Source organism: Microcella sp. (assembly GCF_051860105.1).
Classification (GTDB): Bacteria; Actinomycetota; Actinomycetes; order Actinomycetales; family Microbacteriaceae; genus Microcella.
Genome location: NZ_JBHYEO010000005.1, coordinates 98,153 through 121,691, shown reverse-complemented (window position 1 = coordinate 121,691; position 23,539 = coordinate 98,153). Strand labels below are relative to the sequence as shown.

Genomic DNA, 23,539 nt, shown 5'->3' with positions numbered 1-23,539 from the left:
CGACCTCGCGGGGCGCCCTCTGGCGCGGTGTGCAGCGCTGGCGCGGCGTCGTGATTATCAGCGTCATGGCCGCCATCACCCTGTGGCTCGCGGTGTCGGGTCAGCTCGTGCTCTACATCCACCCGCGTTACGTGGTCTTCACGGTCATCATGGCGGTCATCGCCGTGGTCGCGGCGGTCGCGGCGGTCGCCAGTCCCCGCCACCACGACGATGAGGGGCTGCCCCTGCCGTCGCCGAGATCGCGGGCTGTGGGGCTCACCGCCGCGGGCATCGCGGGTGCGTTCGCGCTCGGCATGGTGGTCATCCCGCCGGCGACGCTCAGCACGGCGACGGCCGAGCAGCGCGAGATCAACGCGACCGCGAGCGACGACGCCGAGACGCTCGCCGCCGCCTCGACCGCCGATGACGCGACCGTCGCGACGTTCACGGTGCGCGAGTGGTCGACGGTGCTGCGCCAGACGAGCGACCTCGCGTTCTTCGACGGCAAGCCGGCGACCGACCTGCTCGGCTTCGTCACCCCCGACGCGGATGACCCGGACTCGATGTTCTACGTCTCGCGTTTCGCCGTGACGTGCTGCGCCGTCGACGCTCAGCCGCTCGGCGTGCCGGTGTATCTGCCGGGCTGGGCCGAGCTGTATCCGCCCGACACCTGGGTGCAGGTCTCGGGAGCGTTCGACAGCAACCCGTCGCGCACGAGCACGACGCCCGTCGTGCTCATCCCCGAACGGGTCGAGGCGGTGGACCAGCCACGTGAGCCCTACCTCTTCTGAGCAGGTCGACCCCACGCTGCCCGCCGCCCGCCGAGTCGCCGCGACCTCGCAGCGCCTCCGCGAGCAGCGGGAGCGCCGCCGCTTCGAGCGCACGTTCTGGATGCTCGCCGCGAGCCTCGCCGCGATCGCGGCGGTCTTCCTGCTGCTCGGCAGCCTCCAGGGGCCCAAGCTCAGCTCCGCCGTGGTCGATGCGGCCCGGGTCACCGAGCAGCCCGGCCAGCAGTTGCGCCTGTTCGCGAACCAGCCCCTCGGTGAGGTCGCCCCCGAGCAGGTGACGGTCACCCCCGCCGCCGCGGTGACGGTGTCGGTGCAGGACGACCTCATGGTCGTGCAGTTCGAGCAGCGCCTGCGCTCCGGCACCGAGTACCTCGTCGAGGTGCGCGACGTCTCCGCGCTCAGCCGAGACGCGCTCTCGACGTTCAGCTATCGCTTCACCACGGCGCAGGCGAGCGTGCTCTACCTCGATCGCGGCGACGATCTTGATGAGGTGCTGCGCGCGCCGCTCGACGGCACGGGCCGCGGCGAGGTGGTCCACGCGGCACCGGGCATCCAGCACATCGCCCCGATCGAGAACGTCGTCGTGGTCGCCCGCGATGCGGAGGGCGGCACGAGCGTGCTCGAGTCGATCTCGCGCGACGGCGGCGTGCAGCAGCTGCGCTTGCCGCAGGGTGCCCGCGTCGATCGCCTCATCGTGCCGCCGAGCGGCACCCTGCTCGGCATGGTGCTGACGACGGTCGACGAGGCCGCCGAGCCCCTGCCGGGCGTACTCGCCGTCGTCGACCTCGCCGCCGAGGGGATCGTGTCGATCGTGCCGGGGCTCGACGGGCAGCCGATCACGACCCTCAACGCCGCCTTCCTGCCCGACGGCTCCACCCTCATTGTGCACGCCTTCGACCAATCGGTGCTGCGGGTCGAGCTCACCGAGCCGCCGCTCGCGCTGCCCATCGGCCAGGTTCCCGAGATGTACGCGCTCTCGACCGACGGAACGCGTCTGACGGGCTCCGACGCGTTCGGCGGCGTGGTGCTCGACCTCGCGACCGCGGAGGAGTCGCGGCTCGACCCCTCGCTCGTCGAGGGCGAGCTGGCGTTCGGCGGTGAGGCGATCCTCACGAGCACCGAGCTGCGGGTGCAGAAGGTGGCGGTGGCCGATGTGGTCACCGGGGCCGTGCGCGTCGTGCTGGTGGCCGACGACGGCTCAGGCACCGCGCGTGTGCTGCTGCGCACTATCGACGACCGCGGCAGCATCGGTGACTTCTCGATCTCGCCGAACGATCAGTTCGTCGCGGTCGAGGTCACCCCCTCCGTCGAGGATGCTGTTGCCGACGGTCGCCCCGTGAACGGCCGCGCCACCTCGGTGACGACGGTCATCATCGACATCGAGTCGGGGGCCGTCGTGCGCACGCTCGACGGGTTCTCGCCGATCTGGTGACCGGGTGCGGGGCCTGCGCCCGCGACGCCCTCGACCGGCGCGGGCTCAGAGGCCGCGCTTCGTGCGCTGGCTGACGCGCAGCCCGGCGGCCGACAAGCGCGCGACGAGCTCCTTCCCCGTCACCGGCTCGGCACCCTGGGCGATGAGCAGCTCGCGGCGCTCCTCGGGGTAGTCGTAGTGGTCGTGGTCGAAGCCCCGGTCGGGGATGCCCGCGGCCGCCGCGAAGGCGTGCAGCTCGTCGAGGGAGGTGTCGCTCACGAGGTGGCCCCAGAGGCGGCCGTGGGCCGGCCAGATGGGTTCGTCGATCAGCACGGCCATGATCGCGATTGTAAGCTGAGGGTGTCGGTGACGCTCCGGACGGGCGCGTTTGACCGGGCATCCCGCGGTCGGCTATTCTTGACCGTTGGTGCGCGCTGGGCTGAGCCTGCGCCGACACCCTCAGTGTTGACATACTCAGGGCCGACACCCTGAGGCATGTCTCGCCGCACAGCATTCTCTGCGCGGCACCAAGGTTTCGATCAACAGAGCAAAGGTGAAACGTGGTCTACGCAGTTGTGCGCGCCGGTGGGCGGCAGGAGAAGGTGGAGGTCGGCACTGTGGTCGTCCTCGACCGCATCAAGGCGAGCGAGGATGGCACCATCCAGCTGACCCCGGTTCTGCTCGTCGACGGTGACACGGTCACCACCGACGCGAAGAAGCTCGCGAAGGTCACCGTGACGGCCGAGGTGCTGGGCGACCTGCGCGGCCCCAAGATCGTCATCCAGAAGTTCAAGAACAAGACCGGGTACAAGAAGCGCCAGGGTTTCCGCGCTGACCTTACCCGCGTCAAGATCACCGGCATCAAGTAAGAAGGGGCGCGAACAATGGCACACAAAAAGGGCGCATCGTCCACCCGCAACGGTCGCGACTCCAACCCCCAGTACCTGGGCGTGAAGCGTTTCGGCGGCCAGGTTGTCAAGGCCGGCGAGATCCTCGTCCGCCAGCGCGGCACCCACTTCCACCCCGGCGCCAACGTCGGCCGTGGCGGTGACGACACCCTCTTCGCTCTCGAGGCGGGTGCGGTGCAGTTCGGCCAGAAGGGCGGCCGCAAGGTCGTCAACGTCGTCAGCGCGTAGCGTACGACCCACAGGTTTCACGCGAGGGGGCGGGCTTCGGCCCGCCCCCTCCGCCGTTCCACAGCACCACAGCAGTCACGGGCACATCGGCACCGCGGCAGAGCAGTACGAGGAGGCACCATCATGGCGACGTTCGTCGACCGTGTGACCCTTCACCTGCGCGCGGGGAACGGCGGCCACGGCTGCGTCTCGGTGCGGCGGGAGAAGTTCAAGCCCCTCGCGGGCCCGGATGGCGGCAACGGCGGCGACGGCGGTGACATCGTGCTCGTTGCGGCCGCGAACGAGACGACCCTGCTGGGCTACCACCGCCGGCCGCACCGCTCGAGCGACAACGGCGGGCCGGGCATGGGCGACAACCGCTCGGGCTTCACGGGCGCCGACCTCGAGCTTCCCGTGCCGATCGGCACGGTCGTGCGCGACGCCGACGGCACCGAGCTCGCCGACCTGACCGAGCCCGGCATGCGCATCGTCGTGGCTCCCGGCGGCCAGGGCGGTCTCGGCAACGCGGCGCTCGCCACCACGAAGCGCAAGGCGCCCGGTTTCGCCCTGCTCGGCACGGAAGGCTGGGAGGGCGACATCGTCCTCGAGCTCAAGACCGTCGCCGACGTTGCACTCGTGGGCTATCCGAGTGCGGGCAAGTCGAGCCTCATCGCCGCGATCTCGGCCGCCAAGCCCAAGATCGCCGACTACCCCTTCACGACGCTGCACCCCAACCTCGGGGTCGTCGAGTCGGGCGAGTCGAGGTTCACCGTCGCCGACGTTCCTGGCCTCATCGAGGGCGCGAGCGAGGGCAAGGGTCTCGGCCTCGAGTTCTTGCGCCACGTCGAGCGCTGCAGCGCGCTGCTGCACGTGCTCGACTGCGCGACGCTTGAACCGGGTCGTGACCCGATCAGCGACCTCGACATCATCCTGGGCGAGCTCGCCGCTTACCCGGTGCCCGAGGGTCAGGTTCCGCTGCTCGAGCGGCCCCAGCTCATCGCGCTCAACAAGGTCGACGTGCCGGAGGGGCGCGACCTCGCCGCCCTCGTGCGCCCCGAGCTCGAAGCCCGTGGCTACCGAGTGTTCGACATCAGCGCCGTGAGCCGGGAAGGCCTGCGCCCGCTCACTTTCGCGCTCGCCGAGCTCGTCGAGGCCGACCGCGCCGCGAGGGCCGCTGAAGCCGAGACGCGCGAGCGCATCGTGCTGCGGCCGCGCGCCGTCAACACCGAGGAGTTCCGCATCGTCGTCGAGGGGGGCAGCGATGGCAATCTGTACCGCATCCTCGGCGCCAAGCCCGAGCGCTGGGTGCAGCAAACCGACTTCCGCAACGACGAGGCCGTCGGCTACCTCGCCGACCGGCTCGCCAAGATCGGCATCGAAGACAAGCTGTTCGCCGCAGGCGCTGTCGCGGGTGCGACCGTCGTGATCGGCCCGGGCGACGGGGTCGTGTTCGACTGGGAACCCACGCTCACCAGTGCGGCCGAGCTCATGACGGCGCCGCGCGGCACCGACCCGCGGCTCGACGCCCTCAACCGGCCGTCGACGAGCCAGCGCCGGCAGAGCTACTACGAGCGCATGGACGCTAAGGCGGCCGCGCGCGCCGAGCTCGAGGCGGAGCGCGTCGCCGAGCGCGATGCGAGCAGGTGGAACGACGAGGAGGGCGATGGCTGAGCAGCAGCGCGCCGCCGTGACCGCGGCGAAGCGCATCGTGGTGAAGGTGGGGTCGTCGTCGATCAGCGGCCCCAACGTCGGGCAGATCGGCCCGCTCGTCGACGCGCTCGCGGCCGCCCACGCCCGCGGTCAGGAAGTCGTGCTCGTGTCGTCGGGAGCGATCGCGACGGGCATCCCGTACCTGAAGCTCGACGCCCGCCCGACCGATCTCGCCACCCAGCAGGCCGCTGCGGCGGTGGGGCAGAACGTGCTCATCTTCCGGTATCAAGAGAGCCTCGACCGCTACGGCATCGTCGCCGGGCAGGTGCTGCTCACCGCAGGCGACCTCGAGCACGCCACGCCGCGCAGCAACGCCCAGCGCGCCATGGAGCGCCTGCTCGGCCTGCGCATCCTCGTCATCGTCAATGAGAACGACACCGTCGCGACGCAAGAGATCCGGTTCGGTGACAACGACCGCCTCGCCGCGCTTGTGAGCGAGCTCGTGCACGCCGACCTGCTCGTGCTGCTGAGCGACGTCGACGCCCTCTACACGCGGCCACCGCACGAGCCGGGCGCCGAGCGCATCGAGCACGTGGCGCACGACGACGACCTCGCGAGCGTCGAACTCGGCGACATCGGCGCGGCCGGTGTGGGCACCGGGGGAGCGGGGACCAAGATCGCCGCGGCGAAGCTCGCCGTCGGCCAGGGCATCCCCGTGGTGCTCACCTCGACCGACCGCGTCGCGCAGGCGCTCGCGGGGGAGCCCGTCGGAACCTGGTTCGAGGCGGCGCCGGTAGGCTGAGGCCATGTCGACCCTCGTCTCCGACTCGATCATCGGCGGCTCGATCATCGACCTCGAGCTCGTCGCGGCGAAAGAGGCCTCCCGAGCCCTCGCCACCCTCACCACGGCGCGCAAGAACGCCGCCCTCGAGGGCATCGCTGCGGCGCTCGAGGCCGCCGTTCCGAGCATCATCGCCGCGAACGCCGACGACCTGGAGCGCGGGCGCGCCGGGGGTCTCTCCGAGGGACTGATCGACCGGTTGCGACTCGACGACGCCCGAGTGCGTGCGCTCGCCGCCGCCGTGCGCGACGTCATCGCCCTGCCCGATCCGATCGGCACGGTCGTGCGCGGCTCGCGCCTGCCCAACGGCATCCAGCTCAGCCAGGTGCGGGTTCCGTTCGGCGTCGTGGGTGCGATCTACGAGGCCCGCCCCAACGTGACGGTCGACATCGCGGCGCTCGCCCTCAAGAGCGGGAATGCGGTGCTGCTGCGCGGCGGCAGTGCGGCGGAGAGCTCGAACCGCGTGCTGGTCGAGATCATCCAGCGAGCGATCGCGGGCGCGGGACTGCCGGCCGAAGCCGTGCAGACGATCGATGCGCACGGGCGTGCGGGAGCCACCGCGCTCATGCGGGCGCGGGGCTTCGTCGACGTGCTGATCCCGCGCGGCAGTGCCGACCTGATCCAGACCGTGGTGCGGGAGTCGACCGTGCCGGTCATCGAGACCGGGGCCGGCGTCGTGCACATCGTGCTCGACGCGTCCGCTGATCAGCAGCTCGCCGTCGACATCGTGCACAACGCGAAGGTGCAGCGCCCGAGCGTCTGCAACGCGGTCGAGACGGTGCTCGTGCACCGCGATGCGGCCGAGCGGCTCCTGCCGCCCGTCATCGCCGCCCTGCGGGATTCCGGTGTCACCGTGCGCGGTGACGAGCGCGCCCGTGCGATCGACCCCGGTCTGGGCCTCGCCACCGACGACGATTTCGCGACCGAGCACATGGCGCTCGAGCTGAGCGTCGCGGTCGTCGACGACCTGGATGCTGCGCTCGAGCACATCCGCCGGTTCTCGACCCAGCACACCGAGTCGATCATCACGCGCGACATGGCCAACGCCGAGCGGTTCCTCGCGGAGGTGGATTCGGCCGTCGTCATGGTCAACGCCTCGACGCGTTTCAGCGACGGCGGCGAGTTCGGCTTCGGCGCCGAGGTCGGCATCTCGACCCAGAAGCTGCACGCCCGCGGCCCGATGGGGCTGCCCGAGCTGACGAGCACGAAGTGGATCGTGCGCGGCGCCGGGCAGGTTCGCGGGTGACAGTCGGTAGACTTGACGCGCGGTAGCTTGCCGCGCACGACCGTTCACGACCACGGGAGCCTCGAATGCTGACGACGCTGGCCACTGCGATCCTCGCCTCGGAGGAGGAGCTCGCTCCGCTCATCGCCCCCGCCGAGGTGATCGCCGGTGCCGCCGCGCTCGTCTTCCTCATGCTCGGGCTCGTGACCTTCGCCTACCGCGACGTCGCGAACCGGCACAGCCACAAGACCGCGAACAAGCCGAGCGGGCACGACGCCGGCCACTGAGCCGGGCTGACGCCGACGCGATACCCATCGCCACCACAGCCGCCCCTGAGCCCGACGCGCGCCGCGCGCGGATCGGTGTCATGGGCGGAACCTTCGATCCGATCCACCACGGCCACCTGGTCGCGGCGAGCGAGGTCGCGCACGCCTTCGACCTCGACGAGGTCGTGTTCGTGCCGACGGGCCAGCCGTACCAGAAGCAGGGTGTCACGCCGAGCGAGCACCGCTACCTGATGACGGTGATCGCGACGGCCGCCAACCCGAGGTTCCGCGTGAGCCGCGTCGACATCGATCGCGACGGGCCGACCTACACGATCGACACCCTCCGCGACATGCGGGCGCAGCATCCCGACGCCGACCTGTTCTTCATCTCCGGCGCCGACGCGATCGCGCAGATCCTCGACTGGAAGGACGCGGCCGAGCTCTGGCGCCTCGCGCATTTCATCGCCGTCAGCCGGCCCGGCCACGACCTGAGCGTTCGCGGATTGCCGGAGGGCGACGTAAGCTTGCTCGAGATTCCCGCGCTGGCCATTTCGTCGACAGACTGCCGCGAGCGCGTCGAGCACGGCTCTCCGGTCTGGTACCTCGTGCCCGACGGCGTCGTGCAGTACATCTCGAAGCACCAGCTCTATCGGAGCCCCACACCATGAGCAACCCGACCGATCCGCCTCTCAGCCGCCGTGCCGCACGGCAGGCTCAGTTGTCGGCGCAGGATGCTCCGCCCGAGGGTTTCGCACAGCCGCTCGATCGCCGCGCGCGTGCCGGCACGCCCGTCTCGGTGCCCTCCTCGGCCCCGAGCGATGTCGCCTACCGCACGCAGGTGCGTCCGCGCGTGCCGCACTACGACGCCGCGCCGCCCACCCACACGGTGATCCCCGCGGGGTCCCTCGCGACTCCGCACGACGCGCACGAGGCCGCCCCGGTGGTCGCTCCGTCGCTCGGCGCCGCCCCCGAACCGCTCGTCGAGCCCCCCGTGGCGCCCTCGGCAGCGTCGGCGCAGATGCGCCGCCGCGACTTCCGCCCGCCTGCCGAGCGGCTCGAGTCCGCGCCCCTCGCCGCGGCGACCTACGACACCTCGCTGGAGTACCACACCCAGTTGACGCCGGGGCCGGATGCTCGCAGCGGGCTTCCCGCTGACCTCGCCGACACCGCCTCGGGGGCGTCGGGGGCACCGCCGATGCATGTCATCACCGCGACCCCGTCGACTCCTCCGCCGGATCGGCCCGTCGTCGAGTCGCCCGCGGTCGTGACGCCGCTCGGGCACGCGTCGGCCGCGCCCGAGCAGACGCTGTCGCGGCGCGAGCTGCGCGCTCTGCGCGAAGCGGCCGGTCTGCCGGTCGAGCCGGAGCCCAGTGCGATGCCCGAGCCCGAGTCCGAGCCCGAGCTCGAGCCCGAGTCCGAGCCCGAGCTCGAGCCCGAGTCCGAGCCCGAGCCTGAGCTCGAGCCCGGTGGGCAGCTCAAGCCCGCACCGGTGCTCGCCCCCGAACCCCCACCGGTGCTGGCACCTGCGCCTGCGCCCGCGCCCGCCGCGGTGCCGACGGCGCGGTCCTCCTCGGCACCCACGTCCTCCGCACCGACGGGATCGCACTGGTCGGTCGGAATCCACGACGACGACGATCCGTTCGAGAACACCTTCAGCCGCGAGGTCGGCTCGGCGGTGAGCATGACGAACACGAACGCCCTCGTGCTGCCCGAGATGCCGCTGGGCAGCCTCTCCGGACCGGTCTCCGGCACGGGCGAGATCATCATCACCGGCATGATCGACCTTCCGCGCGCGGTGTCGTCGACCGGCGCCGTGCCGACGGTGCATGAGAGCCCCGACATCGATGACCTCTTCGACCCGGGCGACCTCGCGGCCGGTCCGACCGACGCCGCACCGGTGAGCGCGCTCAAGGCCGTCAGTAGCCACACCGGCACGACCGGCGTGATGGCCCCGGGGAAGCGGTCGGCGGGCAACACCGTGACGACCGTTCTCGTCGCCGCGACCGTCGTGATGGCCGTCGTCGCCATCGGGTTGTTCGTGCTGGCCGCCGTCAACGGGCTATTCTGAAGTCTTTGCCCTCCCCTCGTCGAAGGAACCCGTGACCGCCACCGAACGCGCCATCGCCCTCACCCAGGTCGCGGCCCGCGCCGCCGACTCCAAGCAGGGTGACGACCTGGTCGCGCTCGACGTCTCCGGCCCCCTTCCGCTCACCGACGTGTTCCTGCTCGTCACGGGGCGCAACGAGCGCAACGTGCAGGCGATCGCCGCCGAGATCGAAGACAAGATGATCGAGACGGGGGCCAAGCCGCTGCGCCGCGAAGGCCGTGCTGAGGGCCGGTGGGTCCTGCTCGACTTCGGCGACGTCGTCGTGCACGTCTTCCACGAGGAGGAGCGCTTGTTCTACTCGCTCGAGCGTCTCTGGAAGGACTGCCCGACCATTCCGCTGACGCTCGGAGAGCATCCAGTCGACGCATAGGATGAGCGCGGCAGACTAGGGGCATGAAGTGCCCTACCGACGACACCCTGCTCGTGATGAGCGATCGCAACGGCATCGAGATCGACTACTGCCCGCAGTGCCGGGGGGTCTGGCTCGACCGCGGTGAGCTCGACAAGATCATCGACCGGGCGTCGACGGCCGCCCCGCCCGCCGCTCCGCGCGTCGAGCTTCCCCGCGACGTGCCGCCCGCTGGCCGGCCTGCCGGCGGCTACCCGCCCGGCGGCTTCGCGCAGCCCGGGTATCCGCAGCGATGGGGCTCGAACTCGCCCGGATCGGCCCCCCGCTACGGTTCCGGATACGGCTACCCGGGTGGCTCGCACAAGCGCCCGAAGAACTGGCTGAGCGAGCTCTTCGACTGAGCCGCGAGGGCTTCCGCACGAATTGGTCGGCGGCCCCGCCGTGTACTAGTCTTGTCGAGTTGTCACCGGCCTTGCGGCCGGTCGCCACGGGCCTGTGGCGCAGCTGGTAGCGCACCTGCATGGCATGCAGGGGGTCAGGGGTTCGAGTCCCCTCAGGTCCACGTACGATCGACATCCCGGCCTCGGCCGGGATTCGTCGTATCCGGCGCCTGCTGACCCGAGTGGCGGGGCGGCGTGCCGGAGGATCGCGCGCCATGCGCGCTGATCCGGTTCGAGAGGACCTTGCGTGAGCCGCGATCTGGCCGCTTCTGCCCCTGTCTCCGCGACGCGCATGCACGCGATCACCGACGAGACGACCGCGATCGTCGACATGGTGCTCGAGTACGCGCGCCGTCGCATCCTGAGCGACGACACCCCGCTCGACAAGCCCTTCACCCCCGCCGAGCTGCGACGGCTGGCCGGGCGCACCATCAGCGAGGAGGGCATGGGGGCGCGGCGCGCCCTGGCTCTGTTCGAGAACGTGCTCGCTCCGTCGTGCATCACGACCGAGCATCCGCAGTACCTGTCGTTCATCCCCTCGGCACCGTCGAAAGCCGCCACGGCGTTCGACCTCATCGTCTCCGCCACGGCGGTGTACGGCGGATCGTGGCTCGAAGGCTCGGGAGCCGTCTACGCCGAGAACGACGTGTTGAGCTGGCTGGCCTATGAGTTCGGCCTGCCCGAGACGGCGGGCGGCGTCTTCGTGCAGGGAGGCACGATCGGCAACCTCTCGGCCCTGGTGGCCGCGCGCGACCACGCCGACCGGCGCCGCCGCGAGACGGGGCGCGCACGACCGGAGCGCTGGGTCGTGATCGCGAGCGCCGAGGCGCACTCGTCGATCGCGAGCGCCGCGAAAGTCATGGACATCGACGTGGTCGCCGTGCCGGTGGGGGCGAGCGGCATGCTCCAGGGCGACGCCGTGAGCCCGGCGCTGCTCGAGCACGGCGAGGCTGTCATCGCCGTCGTCGCGACCGGTGGCTCGACCAACTTCGGCATCGTCGATGACATCGCCTCGATCGCCGCGCTCAAAGACGATCACGACTTCTGGCTGCATATCGACGGGGCGTACGGCCTCGCGGCCGCGCTCAGCGACCTCGCTCGACCGCGGTTCGCCGGCATCGAGCGTGCCGACTCGCTCATCGTCGACCCCCACAAGTGGCTGTTCACGCCGTTCGACTCGTGCGCCCTGCTCTACCGCGACCCCGAGATCGCGCGGCTCGCGCACACGCAGCACGCCGAATATTTGGATGCCCTCACCGAGTCGACCGAGTACAACCCCTCCGACTACTCGGTGCAGCTGACCCGTCGCGCCCGGGGGCTGCCCCTGTGGTTCTCGCTGGCGACCTTCGGCGCGCAGGCCTACCGCGATGCGATCAGCGCCTCGATCGAGCTCGCCCATGTGGTGGCGGGGGAGATCGCGGCACGCGACTATCTCGCCCTCGTGCGCGAGCCGCAGCTCTCGGTCGTCGTGTTCGAGCGCGTGGGGTGGAGCCCGGGCGACTACGCGCACTGGTCGAATCGCCTGCTCGACGACCAGCACGCGTTTGTCGTGCCGAGCTCGCACGCGGGCCGCACGAACGCGCGGTTCGCGATCGTCAACCCGCGCACGACGCTCGACGACCTGGTCGGCATCCTCGACTCGATGCAGTGAGGGCGAGGGCGGCCGTACACTGGCGCTCGTGACCATCGGCGCCCCTGAGCCGTCGCCCGAGCCGTTGCTCGCGCCGCCGGGTGCTGACGACGCCGTGCGCGCGAGGACGCCCGGCTGGGTGCCGTGGGTCGTGACGCCCCTCGTCGTGCTGATGCTGGGGGCGGCGCTCGATGCCGTCGACCTCGTGGCTCCCGAGGTGTCGGGTGGGGCGGCCGCCCGGTTCGTGCCGCCGGATGGCCAACGCTCGGTCGCGACCGACGCCGCGGGCATCCAGATCGTCACCGAGCACACGCGCTCGATCGGTATCGAGGGCATCTTCGCGGCACCCTCGACGATCGCCGCGAGTGTGCTCGGCTCGCTCGGGGAGACCGAGGTGCGCGAGGCGCAGTGGTGGCGGGCGTCGACGGTGAACGATCGCGGTGAGCGCGGCGCCGACCTGTTCCGGCTGTCGAGCGATGGCGTCACCCAGGTCGCCTCGTGGGGCGGGCCGATCGGCTTCGTTTTCGAGCCCGCGATCGTGCTGCTGCCGCCGGAGGTGCAGCCGGGAGACACCTGGAGCTCGGTCGGCTCGGCACTGCCCGGCGGAGTGCTCGTCTACACGGCCGAATTCTCAGCGCTGCGAGCCGATGGGCCGTTCACCGACTTCGACGAGGGTCGCGAGATTCCCCTGACGGGCGGCTGCATCGGCGTCGAGAGCACGGTGCGCATCGAGGATGTCGATGCGGGCCTCTCCACGACCCTCGATGAGTCGACGGTGTGGTGCCCGGGGCGCGGAGCCGTCTGGAGCAGCGGCACGATCGACGATCGGCCCGCGGGCCGCGCTGAGCTGCGTCCGGGCGCTCTCGCGCCGCTCGGCGGGCCCTCGACTGCCGCGGCATCCTTCGGCGCCCTGCTTGATCCGTCATCGCGCCTCCTGCCCGGCCGCACCTTGCCGATCACCATCACCGATCCCTTCTTCGGGCCGTCTGACGTGACCGGCCAGTATCCCGTCGCGCCCGCGGCCACCGCGGACGGGCGCCTCGTCGTGGTCAACGATCGCGGCGACGATGTGCAGGTGCTCACCCTCGGGCGCGCGCAGGCGCGACTCGCATGGTTCGGGCACCCGGGCGGCACGGTCGTGGCCGTCGGCACGGCCGGCGACCTCGTCGTGGCGACGACGGCGCGGCGGCAGGTCGTCGCCTACGATGCGACCGGGCGCCGGCTCTGGAACTGGGCGGCCGACGAGCTCGTGCTCGCCGCACCGGTCGCCGTTCCTGCCGGCGACTCCGGAGTCGACGACATCGTGGTCGCCGCCCGCAGTGGCACCGTGACGCGAGTGGATGCCCGCACCGGCACACCCCGCTGGTCGCAGTCGCTCGGCGCCGACGCCCGCGCCGAGGTCGTCGTCGTCGACGATCTCGTGCTGGTGGCCGATGAGCGGGAGCGGCTCACGGCCCTCGACGCCGCCTCGGGCGCGGTCGTCTGGCGCGACGAGCTGGGGCTCGTCGTCGAGCTCGCGGCCGCGGGCGGTGCGTCGGGGCTGGTCGTGGCGATGCTCGAGTCGGGCGAGATCGTCGCCCTCGAGCGGGTGTCGGGCGACGAGCGCTGGAGCACGGGGTACACGGGCCTCGCGCGCGGCGTGCTGGTCGTCGACGACGTCGTGGTCGCCCTCACCGACGAGGCCGTCGTGGCCGTCGAGGCCGGGAGCGGCGAGGTGCGGTGGCGCGGAGCGGGCGGGGAGTCCCTCGTGGGCGAGAGCACGTCGAGCGTCGTCACGATCGTGCGGGCTGCCGACGTCGAGTTGCGAGCCACCGCCGATGGTGCCGTCATCGACGCTCAGCCCATCGACGCGGGGTCGATCTCGGCGAGCCGGTCAGTGCTCGCGGTCGGCGCCACCCTCGTCGTGCTCGAGAGCGACGGCGTGCTGCGGCGGTGGGAGCTGCGATGAGCGCGGAGGGGATGACCGCCCTGCCGTCGCCGCCGCGCTCGCGCACGATGCCGCGCATCGCGACGGGCGCTCGCACGCTGTGGCGCGGCATCATCGTCGACCCGATCCGGCGCGGACGGCTGCGCGATACCGACTCGCCGCCCGGGCTCGGCCCCATCGTGGTGGTCGGGGTGGTGGCGTTCTGCCTGGCGGTCGCGCTGATCCTGGGCGCCCCGCTCGTGCGGTCGATCGTGCCGCTGACGGTGAGCGTGGGCTCGATCGTGCTCTCGCTGCCGCGGCTGCTGCTGCCGACGATCTTCTGGCTTGTCATCCTGTCGCTCGCCCTCATGCAGACGGCGGCGCTGCACACGCGGCGCCGGACGACGGTCGTGCTGACGATCATGACCTCGCTCGTGCTGCTCTTCATCGGCTCGCTCGACCTCGGGGCCGACGGCGCCGGCGGCGTCTCGATCACGCCGGGCAAGGTCGTGTCGGTGCTCGCGGTCGTCGGCATCATCGTGCTCGTGGTGCTGCGGCGTCGTTCGGTGTTCGCCTGGTGGGAGTTTCCGCTCGTGCTCGCGATCACCGGACTGTCGACGGTGGTCTCGCTCGGGCGCAGCGCGGCGCAGGCGGCTCCGTTCGGGCTCGACTTCGGGCCGACGACCGCCTCGCTCGTCATGTCCTCGCTCGGGCAGCTGGCCGTTCCGGCGGCTCTTGCCGCAGGAGTCGCCGTCGCGGAGTTCGCGATCGGGGCATCGACGACGGTGGTCGCCGCCGTGCATCGGCCCCTCGAGAACGCCCGTCGGCACGGCGTGCTGCGCTCGGTCTCGCTCGTGCTCATCGTTGCGTTTGTGCTCGTGGCTGTGTGGCGGATCATCGAGGTGGTGCTGGGGCTCGCCACCGGCGGCGGGGTCGTCGTCGAGGTGCGCGATCTGCCGCTGTCGATCGGCATCGTGCTCGCGATCGCCGGGTTGTGGTGGGGCATCGCACGGGCGCGCCGGTCGTCGGCGACCCGCATCGACGACGTCATGGGCCGCCTCGACGACGCCGGGCTGCCGGTGGCCGCCGCTCTGTCGATCACCCTCGCACCGGTCGTGGTGCTGCTGCTCGCCGCGCAGGTCGTCACCGCGTGGGGCGCTGACGGCGCCGCCGTAGGCGTGGTCTTCGTCATCGCCGATGCGCTGCGCGGCACGGTCGCCCTCACGATCGTGCGGGGCGCGGTCGGCGTCGCCCTCATCATCATCGCGTTCGTGCTGGCACGGCGCGGAACTCGCGGCCTGCCCGAGCTACTCGCCGCGATCGGGCTGTTCGCGCTGCTGAGCGTGCTGCCGGCGTTGGTCAGCGCACCCCTGACGTGGTCGTCGCCGGCGCTCGCCGTCGTCATCGCGCTCGGCACGCTGTCGCTCGCGGTCGTGCTGGCGGTGCGCCGACGGCTCGACGCTCGCCGCATCGCACTGCTCACGGTGGCGCTTCTGCTCTCGGCCGCGGCGGCGTGGCGCGATGTACTCGCCGATCCGCTCAGCGCCGTCATCGGTGCCAGCGGCATCGCCCTCGTGCTGTTCGGCTTCGTCTGGGGGTTCATGACCGACGCCGACATCACCCACGGCACCAGTGCGGCCTACCCGCGGCCGGCGCGCGTCATGCTCTTCCTCGCCAACGCCGTGTTCGGAGTGACCGTGCTGGCTTTCGGAACCCTCGCGCGCGACCTCGGGGCCGCCATCGATCTCGACGCCTTCGCCCAATTCGGCGATGAGCTGCTCGGTACCGCGCTCATCCTGGCCGCCGTGATGGCCGTGTGGGCGACGGCCACCGCACGCGACTCGGCCGATTCCCGGCCCGAGGCCTCTACCGTAGCTGCATGACCGATCCCGCCGGCACCGATCCGACGCTTGAGAGCGCCCTGCGCACGCACACCGACTACGGCGTCGAGAAGCTCGAAGAGGCCGACCTCGCCGACGATCCCTTCGGGCAGTTCGTCGCCTGGCTCGCCGAGGCCGCCGAGCGCGGGGTCTACGAGCCGAACGCGATGGTGCTCGGCACCATCGACCCCGACGGTGCGCCGTCGATCCGCACCGTGCTGCTGCGCGGCGTCGACGAGCGCGGGTTCGCCTTCTACACCGACTACACCTCGCGCAAGGGCCGCGCGCTGCTCGCGAATCCGGCCGTAGCGGTGGTGTTCCCCTGGTACACGCTGCACCGGCAGGTGAAGATCTTCGGCCACGCGCATCCGGTCGATGCCGACGACAGCGACGACTACTTCGCTCACCGGCCGCGCGGTGCGCAGGTCGCGGCGTGGTCGAGCGACCAGTCGCAGCCGATCGCCTCGCGCGACGCGCTCGAGCAGAAGGTGCGCGATGCCGAGGAGCGGTTCGCGGATGCGCCCGAGGTGCCGCGGCCGGATCGGTGGGGCGGGTTCAGAATCGTGCCCGACCGTGTGGAGTTCTGGCAGGGGCGCACCTCTCGGCTGCATGACCGGCTGCTGTTCCACCGCGAGGGCTCGGGGTGGCGCGTGGAGCGCCTGCAGCCCTGATCGGTCTCGCGGGAATACGGCGGTTCATGAGACTGTTGACCCATTCGATACGTACGCATAGATAGGGGAGACCAGTGGCCATTGCCGACGCGAACGACCTCGAGCTGGGCATCGACACCTTCGGTGATGTCACGAACGGATCGGACGGGCAGCCGCTGCCCTACGGCCAGGTGATCCGCAATGTGGTCGAAGAGGGCGTGCTCGCCGACCAGGTCGGTGTCGACGCCATCACGATCGGCGAGCACCACCGCGACGACTTCGCCGTCTCCGCGCCCGACATCGTGCTCGCGGCCATCGCCGCCCGCACCGAGCGCATCCGCATCGGCAGCGGCGTGACGGTGCTGAGCTCCGACGACCCCATCCGCGTGTTCCAGCGCTTCGCGACGATCGAGGCGATCTCGAACGGGCGCGCCGACGTCATCATGGGCCGCGGGTCGTTCACGGAGTCGTTCCCGCTCTTCGGCTACGAGCTGCAGGACTACCAGCGGCTCTTCGAGGAGAAGCTCAACCTGTATGCCGAGGTGCGCAAAGAGCAGCCCGTCACCTGGCAGGGGTCGACGCGCGCACCGCTGCAGAACCAGATGGTCTACCCGACGACCGAGAGCGGCGCGCTGCGCACGTGGGTCGGGGTCGGAGGCAGCCCCGAGTCGGTCGTGCGCGCGGCGAACTACGGGTTTCCGCTCATGCTCGCGATCATCGGCGGCCCGGCCGAGCGGTTCGCCCCCTTCGTCGAGCTGTACCACCGCGCGCTCACGCAGCTCGAGCGGCCCTGGCAGCCGGTCGGCGTGCATTCGCCGGGCTACATCGCGGAGACCGACGAGCAGGCGATGGACGAGCTCTGGCCGGCCTACGAGCAGATGTTCGGCCGCATCGGCCGCGAGCGCGGCTGGGGCCCGACGACCTACGCGCACTTCCAGCAGGAGGTCGAGCACGGCTCGCTCTACGTGGGTTCTCCCGAGACGGTCGCCCGCAAGATCGCGGCCACGGTCTCGGCGCTCGGCATCCAGCGCTTCGATCTGAAGTACAGCACGGGGCCCCTGCAGCACGAGAAGCTCATGCGCGCGATCGAGCTCTACGGAACGCAGGTCATCCCGCGCGTGCGCGAGCTGCTCGCCGAGAAGCTCGTGCCGGCCGGCGCCTGAGCAGCCGACCGGCACGAGGAGTGCCGGGCCCGGTTACGGGCCCGTGACGACGGGGATGCCCGTGGCGCTCGACGCGCTCTCGACGCTTCCGCCGTTCGTGAGATCGGTGAAGCCGAGGCCGCTCATGCGGTCGATGGCCTGCCCCGAGCGATTGCCGCTGCGGCAGTACACGTAGTAGCTGCCGGAGGGATCGAGCTGGCTCACGAGGGCCTCGAAGTCGGGCGACTGCACATCGATGTTGAGGGCACCCTCGAGGTGGCCCGAGGCGAACTCCTCGGGCGTGCGCACGTCGATCACGACCGTGCTCGCGTCGAGGGCGACGGGCTCGGCGGGGCTCGCGCACGCGGTAGCGCCCAGGGCGAGGCCGAGCGCGAGAGAGATCGAGATCAGGATGCGGCGCACGGGTCCTCCGGTGTCGATGGGATACGATCGTATCATATACCCCCGGGGGTATTGAGGAGACTCGGAGCCGTGCGGAGCCCGCGCGGTGCTTGACTGAGAGCATGCCTGCCACCACGATCGATCGCCGCGTGCTCGTCGTCGCGATCCTGGCCGCGTTCGTCGCGTTCCTCGACGGGTCGATCGTGAACGTCGCGCTCCCGGCGATCACGGAGGAGTTCGGAGGCGGGCTCCCGGTTCAGCAGTGGGTGGTGGATGCGTATCTCATCACCCTCGGAGCCCTCATCCTGCTCGCCGGCTCCCTCAGCGACCTGCTCGGCCGCGTGGCCGTGCTCCGCATCGGGCTCGTCGGCTTCGGCGTGACGTCGCTCGCCTGCGGGCTCGCCCCCACGGCCGAGCTGCTCATCGCCGCCCGCGCGGCCCAGGGCGTCGCGGGAGCGCTGCTCGTGCCGAGCTCGCTCGCCCTCATCATGAGCGCCCACCGCGGAGAGAGCCAGGCCCGGGCGATCGGGCTCTGGACGGCCTGGACCTCGGCGGCCTTCATCGTGGGGCCGCTGCTCGGCGGGGTGCTCACCGACCTGATCAGCTGGCGCTGGGTGTTCGTGATCAACGTGCTGCCGATCGCGGTCACCCTCGTGCTCATGCGACCGATGCGCAACGAGCCAGCCGCCGTGCGCACGCCCATCGATGTGCTCGGTGCCGCACTCGGGGCGATCGGGCTCGGCGGCGTCGTCTTCGCGCTCATCGAGCAGGCCAACTACCGCTGGGAGTCGGCCGTGGTGTGGGTTCCGCTCGCCCTCGGCGCCCTCAGCCTGGTCGGCTTCATCGTGCGCCAGGCGACGGCACGGCATCCCATGATGCCGCTCTCCCTGTTCCGCAGCCGCAACTTCGCCGTCGGCAATCTCGCCACGGTGGCCATCTACGCGGCCCTCTCGATCTCGGGTCTCGTGATCGTCCTCTACCTGCAGCAGGTCGCCGGTCTCAGCGCGACCGTGTCGGGGCTCGTCATGCTGCCGCTCACGATCATGCTCATCGCCCTGTCGTCGCGGTTCGGCACGCTCGCGGGCCGGTTCGGGCCGCGCTGGTTCATGGCGGGCGGCCCCGCACTGGCCGCCCTCGGTTTCGTGCTGCTGCGGGCCATCGAGACCCCCTTCGACTTCGTGTCGCAGGCCCTGCTCGGCGTGCTGCTCTACGGGCTCGGCATCGCCATCACGGTCGCGCCCCTCACCTCCGCGATCCTCGGCGCCATCGAGCCCGAGCGGTCGGGCATCGCCTCCGCGGTCAACAACGCTCTCGCGCGCATCGCCGGGCTCGTCGCCATCGCCCTGCTCGGCGCCGTCATCGGCACCGTGGTCGACGATGCGTGGCTCGACAACGCCCTGCTGCTGTGCGCCGGCCTCATGGTCGCCGGCGCCCTGATCTCGGCGTTCGGCATCCGCAACCCGTCGACCGTGACGGCACCGCCGACGCCAGCGGCGAGCAGCTAGACGACGATCGCCCCTGCTGCTCCCGCGAGCGTGACGACCGCGGCGAGGGCGGCGAGCATGATGATGCGGAAGAGAGCCCGCGAGGTCGGCGCGCGCACGAGCACGACGATGCCGGCCACGAGCAGCACGAGCGTGGCGCCCGCGCCCGCGGCGGTCACCGGGGTCGCGGCGGCCGGGCCCACCACGCCGAGCATGCCGGCCATGGCGAGGGCGACGAGGGCCGTCGCGCCCGCGCGTCGGGCCCCGAGCCGGTGCGGCAGGGAACGGATGCCGTGCCGCCGGTCGGCGTCGAGATCGGGCAGCACGTTGGCGAAGTGGGCGGCGAGGCCGAGCATCCCGCCCATGGCGATCGCCCACCACGCCGCCGGACGGGGCTCATCGCGGGCGAGGGTGATGAGAAGCGGGATGAGGCCGAAGCCCACGTTGTAGCAAAGCGTGGCGGCGATCGTGCGCTTGAGGCCCGCGTTGTAGGCCCACCCCGAGGCGAGAGCGACGAGGTGCGCGATCGCGAGGGCGGGGCCGAGCAGCAGCGAGAGCGCGACGGCGATGAGAGCCGCGCCGATCGCGAGGGTCATGATCGTGCGAGGCGCCACCTCACCGCGCACGACGGGCTTGTCGACGCGAGACGCATCCGCATCGCGCGCTGCGTCGATCGCATCGTTCGACCACCCGATCGACAGCTGGTTGGCGGCCATCATGAGTCCGACCACGACGACGCGCGCGGCATCGAGGCCGCTCACGATCGCGAGCAGCACGGTGACGAGCGTGACGACCGCCGACGGGCCCGCGTGGGCCGACCCGATGACCGCACCCAGCACTGCTCGCACCCGCCGCATCATGACGCTCATGCTAGGCGTGGGTGCTTCCGCCCGCCCGGTCGACGCACGGCGCCGACTACCATCAGGGCATGCGACGACGCGGCCGGCAGAGAGCACGGCTGGTCGCCGCGGCGGCCGCTCTCGCGGTCGTCGTGCTCTCCGGATGCGCGCCCGACGCCCCGCCGCCCCCGCCGCCGCCCGGCCGCCTCGTCGGAGCACCCGCGCCGCTCGACCCCGACGAGGTGTACCTGCAGCAGCGCATCGCCGCGATGTCGCCCGCGCAGAAGCTCGCCGCCCTCGTCATCGTCCACGTGCCGGGCACGGATGCGGCGAGCATCCGGGGCGTCATCGACGCTCACGGCTTCGGCGGCGTCATCCTCATGGGCGACAACATCGCCGGCCCGGCGAGCAGTGTCGCGGCGCTCACGGCCGGCCTCAGCAGCGAGCCCGGACTGCCGGTGCTGACGGCCATCGATCAAGAAGGCGGCATCGTCAGCCGCCTTCGCGACGACCAGGCGCTCGCGGCGCGCGACCTGCGCGAGCTCGAACCGGCCGCGACCGAGCAGGCGTTCGCGGCGCGCTCGGCTCTCGTCGCGCAGGCGGGCGTGCTCGTCAACTTCGGCATCATCGCCGATGTCACCCCCGACCGCTCGTCGTTCATCCGCCCGCGCACGCTGGGGGAGACCCCCGCGGCTGCGGCGGAACGGGTCGCCGCGGCGGTGCGCGGCGAGCTCGGCACCGTGCTCTCGACCCTCAAGCACTTCCCCGGGCACGGAGCGAGCCCTGACGACTCGCATGTGAGCATCCCGCGCTCGTCGATCGATCTGGCCACCTGGCGCGCGACGCACGCGGTGCCCTTCGTGGCCGGCATCGCGGCGGGAGCTCCGCTCGTCATGACCGGGCACCTGCAGTTCGACGCGATCAGCCCGATGCCCGCCTCGCTCTCACCCGCCTGGATCGACATTCTGCGCACCGAGCTCGGCTTCGACGGAGTCATCGTCACCGATGATCTGCTCATGCTGCAGCGCTCGGGTGTGCCCGCCTACGCCGATCCGGCCAGCAACGCCGTGCAGGCACTCGCCGCGGGCAACGATCTCGTGCTCTTCGTGCTGCCCGGGGACCCATCGACGGTCGGCGTCGACCCCGCCGGCCTGGTGGATGCTCTGGTCGCGGCTCTCGCGGATGGCCGGCTCGACGAGACGCGCATCGACGCATCACTGCACCGCGTGCTCGCCCTTCGGCGCGAGGCCTCGGGTCTCGAAGGCCCGTACGTCGACTGCGGCCCTAAGTGCTGGGGCGCCTCTCCGCGGTCGCTCGCGGTGCAGCAGATCGACACCGGCGAACGACGCCCCGTGTTGTGACCAGCTCTAGAGCGTCGGCAGCTCGACGTCGGTGACGCGCTCGGGCAGCTGGTTGATGGTGACGCCGCGCGGCACCACGTCAGCGGTGGCCGGATCGATCGTGGCGACCGTCGCGGTGATCGCTCCCAGCACGATGGCGAGCGTGCCGAGACCGGTGACGATCGCGGTGACGGGGGTGAGTCGGCTGTGGCGCTCGAGGCTGACGACGATCGCGCCGACGAGCATGAGGGTCGCGGCGGTGATGACGAGGGCGAGCATGACGTCACGGTTCCTGTCGGGTAGCGAGGAACGCGGCACCGCGGGTGACGGGCCGAATCGGGGAGCGACCGAGGGGGCGTTCGGTCGTGATTCAGCGTACGCCCGCCCCGCGACGTTCGGCAACCAGGAGTGAGCGACCCTCGCACCCCGTTCGGGGGGTGCGAGAGCATGTGGAGCGCGTGACTGAGCGGCTAGAGCGTCGGCAGCTCGACATCCACGACGCGCTCGAGGCGCGTGTCGTCGCGATCGGGGTTCGCGCGGCCGGCGGGTTCGTCGAGCACGATGCTCGCGGTCACGATCAGCGCGGTGCTGATCGCGGCGGCAAGCAGGTACTGCAGACCGTCTTTGATCATGATGGGTCCTCTTCGGGTGAGGATGACGCCGCTCTTCGGGTGTAGCGGCTGTCCCATATTACGGACACCAGGGCGATCGGGCAAAGGCCCAAAGTCCTGACGGAACGAGTTTCGCTCATCGACGCGCCGCTGCGTGTGCCGCGCGCGGTCGGCGACCAGCGAGAATGGGGGGGTGGCTGATCCGGGAGAACGTCTTCTGCACCGCGACGTGCTCGAGGCCGTCGCGGCGTCGCTCGAGTCGACGCTCCTCGATGCGCAGGCCCTGCAGGTCGAGCCGACCGGCAACGGTTTTACGCGCGGGTACCGCGTCAGCCTCCGCGACGACTCCGGGGCCGCTGCCGATCACACGGTGTTCGTCGAGACCTCACCGCCCGAGGCGACGCGCCCCGGTGTTCTCGCGCTCAGCAATCCCGTGACGGGTGAGCGCGTCGACGTGTGGGTGTATCCCGCCGACCCCGCCCTGCCCGCGCTGCGCACCGCGGTCTACGCAGAGGCGGCGGGCGTCGTGCTCGCGCGCCTCGGTCTGCCCGTCGATGCGCTCCGGGTCAGCCTCGCGGCGTACCGCCCGGGCAAGCGCGCGGTCGTGCGTGTCGACACCGGCAGCACCGCCTACTTCTTGAAGGTCGTGCGCCCGCCCGCAGCGGAGCCGCTGCAGGCTCGCCACACGCTCTGGCGCGAGGCAGGCGTGCCGGTGCCCGCGGTGCTCGGCTGGAGCGAGGAAGGCCTCGTCGCCCTTGAGGCGCTGGCCGGCTCCGAGCTCATCGCCGTGCTCGACCGCATCCCCGACCCGGATGCCCTGCTCGACCAGATCGACGCGCTCGGCGCCGCGATCGCTCGCGTTCCCTCCGTGTCGTCGGCGCGAGCATCCCTCGTGCGACGCGTCGACTGGTACGAAGAGCGCCTCATCGAGCAGCTTCCCGCGCAGGACGGGCTCATCGAGCACACCGCGCGCACGATCACAAAGCGGTTCCAGGCGGGCGGCGCGCCGCCGCCGTCGCTCACGGTGCACGGCGATCTCCATCTCGCCCAGCTGCTCGTCGATCCCGCGGCGCCCACGCGCATCACGGGCGTGCTCGATATCGACACGTCCGGCTGGGGTGACCCCGCGGACGACGCGGCCGCGCTGTACGCGCACCTCATCGCGACCGTCGTGCACGATGGCGGCAGTCGTGCGACGGTGCGCGCGCGGCGATCGTCGGTGCTCGCCGACGGCTGGCGTCGACGCTGGTTCCGGTCGGCGGAGACCGGGTTCCCCGATCGAGCGCACGCCATCGCCGCGACGCAGCTGCTGGGGCACGCGCTCTCGCGCTCGGCCGCCGGGTCGGCGGGGGCGACCGAGCTCATCGAACGCGCCCATCGCGTCGTGAATGCGGATGAGAGGCCTCTCACCACGTCCTCCTGGTGATCTCATGCCTCCGGGCGAGAGTGGCCTCATCGACACAGACCACCGGGTCTGTGCAGGA

25 protein-coding genes and 1 tRNA gene are annotated in these 23,539 nt (G+C 71.4%); 21 read left to right on the top strand and 5 right to left on the bottom strand.

What is annotated here, in order from left to right:
* Window positions 1–29 precede the first annotated feature (29 nt).
* Together ACTIE9_RS04555 and ACTIE9_RS04550 are read left to right on the top strand one after the other, a co-directional pair.
* The gene (locus ACTIE9_RS04555) at window positions 30–770 is read left to right on the top strand and encodes a TIGR03943 family putative permease subunit (RefSeq protein ID WP_439564419.1); all 741 of its coding nucleotides are present in this window, start codon (window positions 30–32) and stop codon (window positions 768–770) included.
* A complete protein-coding gene (locus ACTIE9_RS04550; protein ID WP_439564379.1) occupies window positions 751–2,199 on the top strand; it encodes a hypothetical protein in 1,449 nt (482 codons plus the stop codon). Before ACTIE9_RS04555 ends, ACTIE9_RS04550 begins: the two co-directional genes overlap by 20 nt.
* A 45-nt stretch (window positions 2,200–2,244) precedes the next feature.
* Here ACTIE9_RS04550 and ACTIE9_RS04545 read toward each other — a convergent pair whose 3' ends face one another.
* Window positions 2,245–2,517, bottom strand: a complete 273-nt coding sequence (locus ACTIE9_RS04545) for a DUF4031 domain-containing protein (protein WP_439564378.1) — start codon at window positions 2,515–2,517, stop codon at window positions 2,245–2,247.
* 221 nt (window positions 2,518–2,738) lie between these two features.
* On the opposite strand from ACTIE9_RS04545, the gene rplU reads away from it, so the two are divergent.
* From rplU to ACTIE9_RS04465, 16 genes are all read left to right on the top strand, one after another.
* Window positions 2,739–3,047, top strand: a complete 309-nt coding sequence (gene rplU / locus ACTIE9_RS04540) for a 50S ribosomal protein L21 (RefSeq protein WP_409651109.1) — start codon at window positions 2,739–2,741, stop codon at window positions 3,045–3,047.
* 15 nt (window positions 3,048–3,062) lie between these two features.
* Window positions 3,063–3,314, top strand: coding sequence for a 50S ribosomal protein L27 (gene rpmA / locus ACTIE9_RS04535; protein WP_319015366.1), 252 nt, complete (start codon window positions 3,063–3,065; stop codon window positions 3,312–3,314).
* A 123-nt stretch (window positions 3,315–3,437) separates the two neighbouring features.
* A complete protein-coding gene (gene obgE, locus ACTIE9_RS04530; protein ID WP_439564377.1) occupies window positions 3,438–4,964 on the top strand; it encodes a GTPase ObgE in 1,527 nt (508 codons plus the stop codon).
* Window positions 4,957–5,745 carry a glutamate 5-kinase gene (gene proB / locus ACTIE9_RS04525; RefSeq protein ID WP_439564376.1) on the top strand — a complete coding sequence of 263 codons (789 nt, stop codon included), beginning with the start codon at window positions 4,957–4,959 and terminating at the stop codon, window positions 5,743–5,745. Before obgE ends, proB begins: the two co-directional genes overlap by 8 nt.
* 4 nt (window positions 5,746–5,749) lie before the next feature.
* Entirely contained in the window at window positions 5,750–7,030 is a 1,281-nt protein-coding gene (locus ACTIE9_RS04520) for a glutamate-5-semialdehyde dehydrogenase (RefSeq protein ID WP_439564375.1), read from the top strand.
* 65 nt (window positions 7,031–7,095) lie between these two features.
* Window positions 7,096–7,296, top strand: a complete 201-nt coding sequence (locus ACTIE9_RS04515; protein ID WP_439564374.1) for a hypothetical protein — start codon at window positions 7,096–7,098, stop codon at window positions 7,294–7,296.
* Window positions 7,297–7,322: 26 nt separating this feature from the next.
* Window positions 7,323–7,943 (top strand): nicotinate-nucleotide adenylyltransferase, encoded by a 621-nt coding sequence (gene nadD, locus ACTIE9_RS04510; RefSeq protein WP_439564418.1) that lies wholly within the window; start codon window positions 7,323–7,325, stop codon window positions 7,941–7,943.
* Entirely contained in the window at window positions 7,940–9,343 is a 1,404-nt protein-coding gene (locus ACTIE9_RS04505) for a hypothetical protein (RefSeq protein WP_439564373.1), read from the top strand. The genes nadD and ACTIE9_RS04505 overlap by 4 nt, the downstream gene beginning before the upstream one ends.
* A gap of 31 nt (window positions 9,344–9,374) precedes the next feature.
* A complete protein-coding gene (gene rsfS, locus ACTIE9_RS04500; RefSeq protein WP_439564372.1) occupies window positions 9,375–9,752 on the top strand; it encodes a ribosome silencing factor in 378 nt (125 codons plus the stop codon).
* 23 nt (window positions 9,753–9,775) lie between these two features.
* Entirely contained in the window at window positions 9,776–10,132 is a 357-nt protein-coding gene (locus ACTIE9_RS04495; protein WP_439564371.1) for a zf-TFIIB domain-containing protein, read from the top strand.
* 88 nt (window positions 10,133–10,220) lie between these two features.
* Window positions 10,221–10,293, top strand: a tRNA-Ala gene (locus ACTIE9_RS04490).
* A 170-nt stretch (window positions 10,294–10,463) separates the two neighbouring features.
* Complete coding sequence (locus ACTIE9_RS04485; protein ID WP_439564417.1) at window positions 10,464–11,822, top strand: pyridoxal phosphate-dependent decarboxylase family protein; 1,359 nt, start codon at window positions 10,464–10,466, stop codon at window positions 11,820–11,822.
* A 28-nt stretch (window positions 11,823–11,850) separates the two neighbouring features.
* Window positions 11,851–13,749, top strand: a complete 1,899-nt coding sequence (locus tag ACTIE9_RS04480) for an outer membrane protein assembly factor BamB family protein (protein WP_439564370.1) — start codon at window positions 11,851–11,853, stop codon at window positions 13,747–13,749.
* Window positions 13,746–15,590 (top strand): hypothetical protein, encoded by a 1,845-nt coding sequence (locus ACTIE9_RS04475; RefSeq protein WP_439564369.1) that lies wholly within the window; start codon window positions 13,746–13,748, stop codon window positions 15,588–15,590. Before ACTIE9_RS04480 ends, ACTIE9_RS04475 begins: the two co-directional genes overlap by 4 nt.
* Complete coding sequence (gene pdxH, locus ACTIE9_RS04470) at window positions 15,587–16,258, top strand: pyridoxamine 5'-phosphate oxidase (protein ID WP_439564368.1); 672 nt, start codon at window positions 15,587–15,589, stop codon at window positions 16,256–16,258. Before ACTIE9_RS04475 ends, pdxH begins: the two co-directional genes overlap by 4 nt.
* 80 nt (window positions 16,259–16,338) lie before the next feature.
* Entirely contained in the window at window positions 16,339–17,400 is a 1,062-nt protein-coding gene (locus ACTIE9_RS04465) for an LLM class flavin-dependent oxidoreductase (RefSeq protein ID WP_439564416.1), read from the top strand.
* A gap of 33 nt (window positions 17,401–17,433) precedes the next feature.
* Here the strand turns inward: ACTIE9_RS04465 and ACTIE9_RS04460 are convergent, their stop codons facing one another.
* A complete protein-coding gene (locus ACTIE9_RS04460; protein ID WP_439564367.1) occupies window positions 17,434–17,802 on the bottom strand; it encodes a rhodanese-like domain-containing protein in 369 nt (122 codons plus the stop codon).
* 101 nt (window positions 17,803–17,903) lie between these two features.
* Here ACTIE9_RS04460 and ACTIE9_RS04455 point away from each other — a divergent pair, with 101 nt between their 5' ends.
* Window positions 17,904–19,286 carry an MFS transporter gene (locus ACTIE9_RS04455; protein ID WP_439564366.1) on the top strand — a complete coding sequence of 461 codons (1,383 nt, stop codon included), beginning with the start codon at window positions 17,904–17,906 and terminating at the stop codon, window positions 19,284–19,286.
* Here ACTIE9_RS04455 and ACTIE9_RS04450 read toward each other — a convergent pair.
* Complete coding sequence (locus ACTIE9_RS04450) at window positions 19,283–20,125, bottom strand: UbiA family prenyltransferase (protein WP_439564365.1); 843 nt, start codon at window positions 20,123–20,125, stop codon at window positions 19,283–19,285. The genes ACTIE9_RS04455 and ACTIE9_RS04450 overlap by 4 nt on opposite strands.
* A 68-nt stretch (window positions 20,126–20,193) precedes the next feature.
* On the opposite strand from ACTIE9_RS04450, the gene ACTIE9_RS04445 reads away from it, so the two are divergent.
* Window positions 20,194–21,465: a glycoside hydrolase family 3 N-terminal domain-containing protein gene (locus ACTIE9_RS04445; protein WP_439564364.1), complete on the top strand. Its 1,272-nt coding sequence runs from the start codon at window positions 20,194–20,196 to the stop codon at window positions 21,463–21,465.
* Between the two features lie 6 nt (window positions 21,466–21,471).
* On the opposite strand, the gene ACTIE9_RS04440 is transcribed toward ACTIE9_RS04445, so the two are convergent.
* Both ACTIE9_RS04440 and ACTIE9_RS04435 read right to left on the bottom strand, forming a co-directional pair.
* A complete protein-coding gene (locus tag ACTIE9_RS04440) occupies window positions 21,472–21,723 on the bottom strand; it encodes a hypothetical protein (RefSeq protein ID WP_439564363.1) in 252 nt (83 codons plus the stop codon).
* Between the two features lie 191 nt (window positions 21,724–21,914).
* Window positions 21,915–22,076, bottom strand: a complete 162-nt coding sequence (locus ACTIE9_RS04435) for a hypothetical protein (protein WP_439564362.1) — start codon at window positions 22,074–22,076, stop codon at window positions 21,915–21,917.
* Window positions 22,077–22,248: 172 nt separating this feature from the next.
* Here ACTIE9_RS04435 and ACTIE9_RS04430 point away from each other — a divergent pair, with 172 nt between their 5' ends.
* Window positions 22,249–23,481: a phosphotransferase family protein gene (locus tag ACTIE9_RS04430; protein WP_439564361.1), complete on the top strand. Its 1,233-nt coding sequence runs from the start codon at window positions 22,249–22,251 to the stop codon at window positions 23,479–23,481.
* Window positions 23,482–23,539: the final 58 nt, after the last annotated feature.

Coding starts and splice junctions, on each gene's coding strand:
- proB (WP_439564376.1), top strand. CDS start 4,957: ATGGCTGAGCAGCAGCGCGCCGCCGTGACCGCGGCGAAGCGCATCGTG.
- pdxH (WP_439564368.1), top strand. CDS start 15,587: ATGACCGATCCCGCCGGCACCGATCCGACGCTTGAGAGCGCCCTGCGC.
- ACTIE9_RS04495 (WP_439564371.1), top strand. CDS start 9,776: ATGAAGTGCCCTACCGACGACACCCTGCTCGTGATGAGCGATCGCAAC.
- rpmA (WP_319015366.1), top strand. CDS start 3,063: ATGGCACACAAAAAGGGCGCATCGTCCACCCGCAACGGTCGCGACTCC.
- ACTIE9_RS04505 (WP_439564373.1), top strand. CDS start 7,940: ATGAGCAACCCGACCGATCCGCCTCTCAGCCGCCGTGCCGCACGGCAG.
- obgE (WP_439564377.1), top strand. CDS start 3,438: ATGGCGACGTTCGTCGACCGTGTGACCCTTCACCTGCGCGCGGGGAAC.
- ACTIE9_RS04455 (WP_439564366.1), top strand. CDS start 17,904: ATGCCTGCCACCACGATCGATCGCCGCGTGCTCGTCGTCGCGATCCTG.
- ACTIE9_RS04475 (WP_439564369.1), top strand. CDS start 13,746: ATGAGCGCGGAGGGGATGACCGCCCTGCCGTCGCCGCCGCGCTCGCGC.
- ACTIE9_RS04515 (WP_439564374.1), top strand. CDS start 7,096: ATGCTGACGACGCTGGCCACTGCGATCCTCGCCTCGGAGGAGGAGCTC.
- ACTIE9_RS04520 (WP_439564375.1), top strand. CDS start 5,750: ATGTCGACCCTCGTCTCCGACTCGATCATCGGCGGCTCGATCATCGAC.
- ACTIE9_RS04485 (WP_439564417.1), top strand. CDS start 10,464: ATGCACGCGATCACCGACGAGACGACCGCGATCGTCGACATGGTGCTC.
- ACTIE9_RS04445 (WP_439564364.1), top strand. CDS start 20,194: ATGCGACGACGCGGCCGGCAGAGAGCACGGCTGGTCGCCGCGGCGGCC.
- ACTIE9_RS04435 (WP_439564362.1), bottom strand. CDS start 22,076: ATGATCAAAGACGGTCTGCAGTACCTGCTTGCCGCCGCGATCAGCACC.
- ACTIE9_RS04450 (WP_439564365.1), bottom strand. CDS start 20,125: ATGATGCGGCGGGTGCGAGCAGTGCTGGGTGCGGTCATCGGGTCGGCC.
- ACTIE9_RS04440 (WP_439564363.1), bottom strand. CDS start 21,723: ATGCTCGCCCTCGTCATCACCGCCGCGACCCTCATGCTCGTCGGCGCG.
- ACTIE9_RS04545 (WP_439564378.1), bottom strand. CDS start 2,517: ATGGCCGTGCTGATCGACGAACCCATCTGGCCGGCCCACGGCCGCCTC.